The organism is Paenibacillus tianmuensis (genome assembly GCF_900100345.1).
Lineage (GTDB): Bacteria > Bacillota > Bacilli > Paenibacillales > NBRC-103111 > Paenibacillus_G > Paenibacillus_G tianmuensis.
In genome coordinates this window covers 1-3,575 of record NZ_FMTT01000092.1, presented here as the reverse complement: position 1 = coordinate 3,575, position 3,575 = coordinate 1, and the positions used below count along the sequence as shown (strand labels likewise).

Below are 3,575 nucleotides of genomic sequence, written 5' to 3'. Positions count from 1 at the left end.
TTTCTAATCGTGTTGTATGGTGCAAACGATTTTACAGAAAGAGCGTCCTTTTTTCAATTTTCAATTTCCTTATTTTGGTTAATCAACAGGCGTGGGCTCTCATAGGTCACTTGTACCGTATACGTTGCGGAGGTGACCGTCGTATGGCCCGCTTGATCCTGGGCTGTTGCCGTCACAGTGCCTGTTCCAAGCAGAAGCTTATATCCCGGCTGATCGACCAGCGGTCCGCCGCAAGAGCTGTACACGACGCCGCTTCGCCGTCGTGATAGGCGCTTCCCGGTCCGTCTAGTTGGTCACCGTTATTTTATTGCTCGCTGCGCTTTCGTTATGCAATCTGTCGCTGGTCGTGACCACGTAAGTGTACGTTTTACCGTCAGCCGCTATTGGGTCTACGAACTTCCGCGTGATAGCATTTCCAACCTTGCGTACCGTAGCGACAATCGCCTCGGGATGCTCCAGTCCGAGGACTTCCTTCCCCTCGAATCGATAAATCACATCAAAGGCCTCATCCCGTGAATCGCTGCCTTCCCAAGTCAGCTCCACTCCGCCCGCTTGACGCACGGCAGCTTGCAGAACCGGCGCCGCAGGCGCCTGCGCATCCAGCCAAGGCATAGCGGGTATGAGCGCCCGATGCGGGTACAAGTCTTGCTTCAGGCGGTTTCCGAACCTGAGCGGATTGGCAAGCAAATCTTTGGCCGAAAAAAACATGCTGCCGCGGATCGTTTCAAAGTTGCGGTTAAAGACAAGCTGGTTGGGCAGTTCGTCCGGCTTCTGCCACGCCGGGTCCGCCGAGCCGATCCGGTAAGGCGCCTGCCCGATGTACAAGTGAACGTTCTTCCCTTGCGTTTCTTTGATCCACCAATCGATCAGCTTCTCGTATGCAGCGGGCGAATAACCGAAGTTCCAGTAAATTTGCGGAACGATGTAGTCCAGCCAACCTTGCTGTATCCAAGTTCTCGTGTCCGCGTACAAATCGTCATAGTTCCGCAAACCGTTCGTGTCCGAGCCCGTAGGGTCATCCGCTTTGTTTCTCCATATTCCGAAAGGACTGATGCCGAATTTGACATGACTTTTTTCACGATGGATGGCCGAGCTTAATTGCTGAACAAGCCCATTCACATTGCTTCTCCGCCAATCGGCCTTATTGCCGAATCCTCCGCCGTATTGCCGATACGTGTCTTCATCGGGAAAATCGACGCCGGCTACAGGATATGGATAAAAATAGTCATCCATATGAACGCCGTCGATGTCGTAGTTTTTCACCACCTCGAGCACGCTTTCGATGACAAAATCTCTCACCGCCGGAATCCCGGGATTGTACAGCAGCCTTCCTCCATAGGGCGCGACCCAATCCGGATGCTGCCGGGCCGGATGGTCCGCCACAAGCTTTTCGATCCGGTCCTGCATGCTGACCCGGTAAGGATTGAACCAGGCATGAAACTCCAGGTTCCGTTTATGAGCCTCCTCGACCATAAAAGCCAAAGGATCGTACCCGGGATCTTTGCCTTGAACGCCGGTCAGCCACTCCGACCACGGCCCGTATTTCGACGGATAGAACGCATCGGCCGTCGGCTTCACCTGTACGATCACGGCGTTCATTCCAAGGGCCTGAAGCTCATCCAGCATCCGGATAAAATCGCGCTTCTGCTCCTCTGGTGTTACGACTCCTTTTTTTGGCCAGTCGATATTTTCCACCGAGGCAATCCAAGCGGCTCTTAGCTCCCGTTTCGGCATAGCGACCGATTGGTTGACGACGAGTATTTTGTCGCTTGTTTTCCCCCCGTAGCTGGCCATAATTCGTGTGGCTCCCACTTTCAATGCCGTTACGGTACCGTTCGAATCGACCCGCGCTACCTCGGGATTGCTGTTCTTATAGGCCGAGCTGCCTGTAACGTCGACCGGCTCATTCATGAAGGTGTAGGTAGCGGATACTTTGGCTTGCTGCGTTTGTCCTACGTTCATAGCCTTGATTTCGGCGAGCTCAATTTTTTGCAAAATGGGTACCGGCTTTTTCACTGTAAGCGTGTAGCTCGATGCCTTGCCGCCGAAGCTTGCCGTAATGACGGCTTCTCCGTCCTTCGTCGCCTTGAGCCTCCCGGTCGTGTCGATTGCTGCTACCTCAGGATTGCTGCTCTGATAGAAAACACCACTGACGATCTCTACAGGCTCGCTGTTGGAAGGATACGCGGCAAATACTTTAACCGTATCGCTATCCCCCACCGTCAGCGTGCTGGAAGCCGATAACTCGATACTCCGCGGCACTGGGGCCTCCGCCGGCACTGTCAAGGAGAACAGTGCCTGCGGCGCGTTAGCCGCTGTGGCCGAGATCGTCGTCGTCCCGGGCTGCAGCGCCTTTACTATGCCGGACTCGTCTATCGTCGCTATGGTTGGATAGCTGCTCGCATAAACGACCCCACCCGTAACTTCAATCGGCCCTGTACTCCCGCTATACGTTCCGTATACCTTAGCCTGCAAGGTATCTCCGCTTTTCATCGGCATCAGGCCTCGAAAATCCAGTGTATACATACTTAAGTCCGCATAGAAAGCACTCAGCCGGTCAAAATACAAGGTGCCCCCGTTCTTATTATTGTCGTTCGTTTCGACGATATAGATTTGGGTTAGCTTCATAGGCAGCTGCATACCCGCAGGAACGGATGCCGTGACGTATTTCCAGCCGCTCCAGCTTAACCCGCGGCTTCCCGTAAAATCGGTTGTCGTCTTTTTACCGGAAGCATCTTGAAGCTGGGCACGCAGCCAGTGATTGTTTCCGTCCCCGTATACCCACATGCCGAGCTTTTGTGGGGAGCCTTCCAGCGTACGCCCTGCTGAGCCATCGGCGTCCTTAAAATTAATATAGGCCGCAGAGGTGCCAACCGTCCCGGTAAAATCATAAGCGAGCGCCCCGGAGCGGTATCCGTTTCTTACGGGGCCTGGTCTTCCGGACATCGTAAAGGCGACCACATTCGCCCTGGCCGAAGAGGCATAAAGGTTTGCCCCGTTCTCGAAATCCTCAATCGATACGGAGGAGTTGGTCGTCAGAGATGCAGCTCCGTTCTTCTCTTCCGCATAAGCAAAATTATTATCCCCACGTACCGCAGGAAACATCATTGTAACGAGCAATAAAATTAACATGAAAGCGATTTCATTTTTATTACTTATAAAAAAGCGTGTGCCTTTCATCGAATCCCCTCCGCAGACTGATAATAAACCGAACTTTCTGATCATCGCCTAATTTCATTCTCGATTAGCTCGCTTCCCTCCCCTTCCCATGTTATGTACGCGTCATGTCTTGCAAAACAAAATGAATTCCACATAATGACAAATGAGCAATCACAACTCATTATAGACGCTCGGAAATATAATTTCAACAATTTTATTTATAATAAAATTTTATTTCACAATCAATGAAACGTGCTTCCGAATATCTTCTGCTGTGGCTAAAAGAAAACAAAAAAAGAACCCCAGTTGAGGTTCTTCTTCTGTGCTTGGCGACGTCCTACTCTCCCAGGACCCTGCGGTCCAAGTACCATCGGCGCTGGAAGGCTTAACGGTCGTGTTCGGGATGGGTACGCGTG

2 protein-coding genes and 1 rRNA gene are annotated in these 3,575 nt (G+C 52.2%); all 3 read right to left on the bottom strand.

Going from position 1 to position 3,575, the window contains the following annotated elements; all coding sequences use genetic code 11:
• Positions 1–53: 53 nt before the first annotated feature.
• Positions 54–245, bottom strand: a complete 192-nt coding sequence (locus BLO51_RS28140) for a hypothetical protein (RefSeq protein WP_090677439.1) — start codon at positions 243–245, stop codon at positions 54–56.
• 40 nt (positions 246–285) lie between these two features.
• Positions 286–3,132, bottom strand: coding sequence for a family 10 glycosylhydrolase (locus BLO51_RS28135; RefSeq protein ID WP_217266812.1), 2,847 nt, complete (start codon positions 3,130–3,132; stop codon positions 286–288).
• 351 nt (positions 3,133–3,483) lie between these two features.
• A 5S ribosomal RNA gene (gene rrf, locus BLO51_RS28130) occupies positions 3,484–3,575 on the bottom strand; the annotation flags it as partial.

Excerpts from the sequence above, each read along its gene's own strand:
- BLO51_RS28135 (WP_217266812.1), bottom strand. The coding sequence starts at position 3,132 with ATGTTAATTTTATTGCTCGTTACAATGATGTTTCCTGCGGTACGTGGG.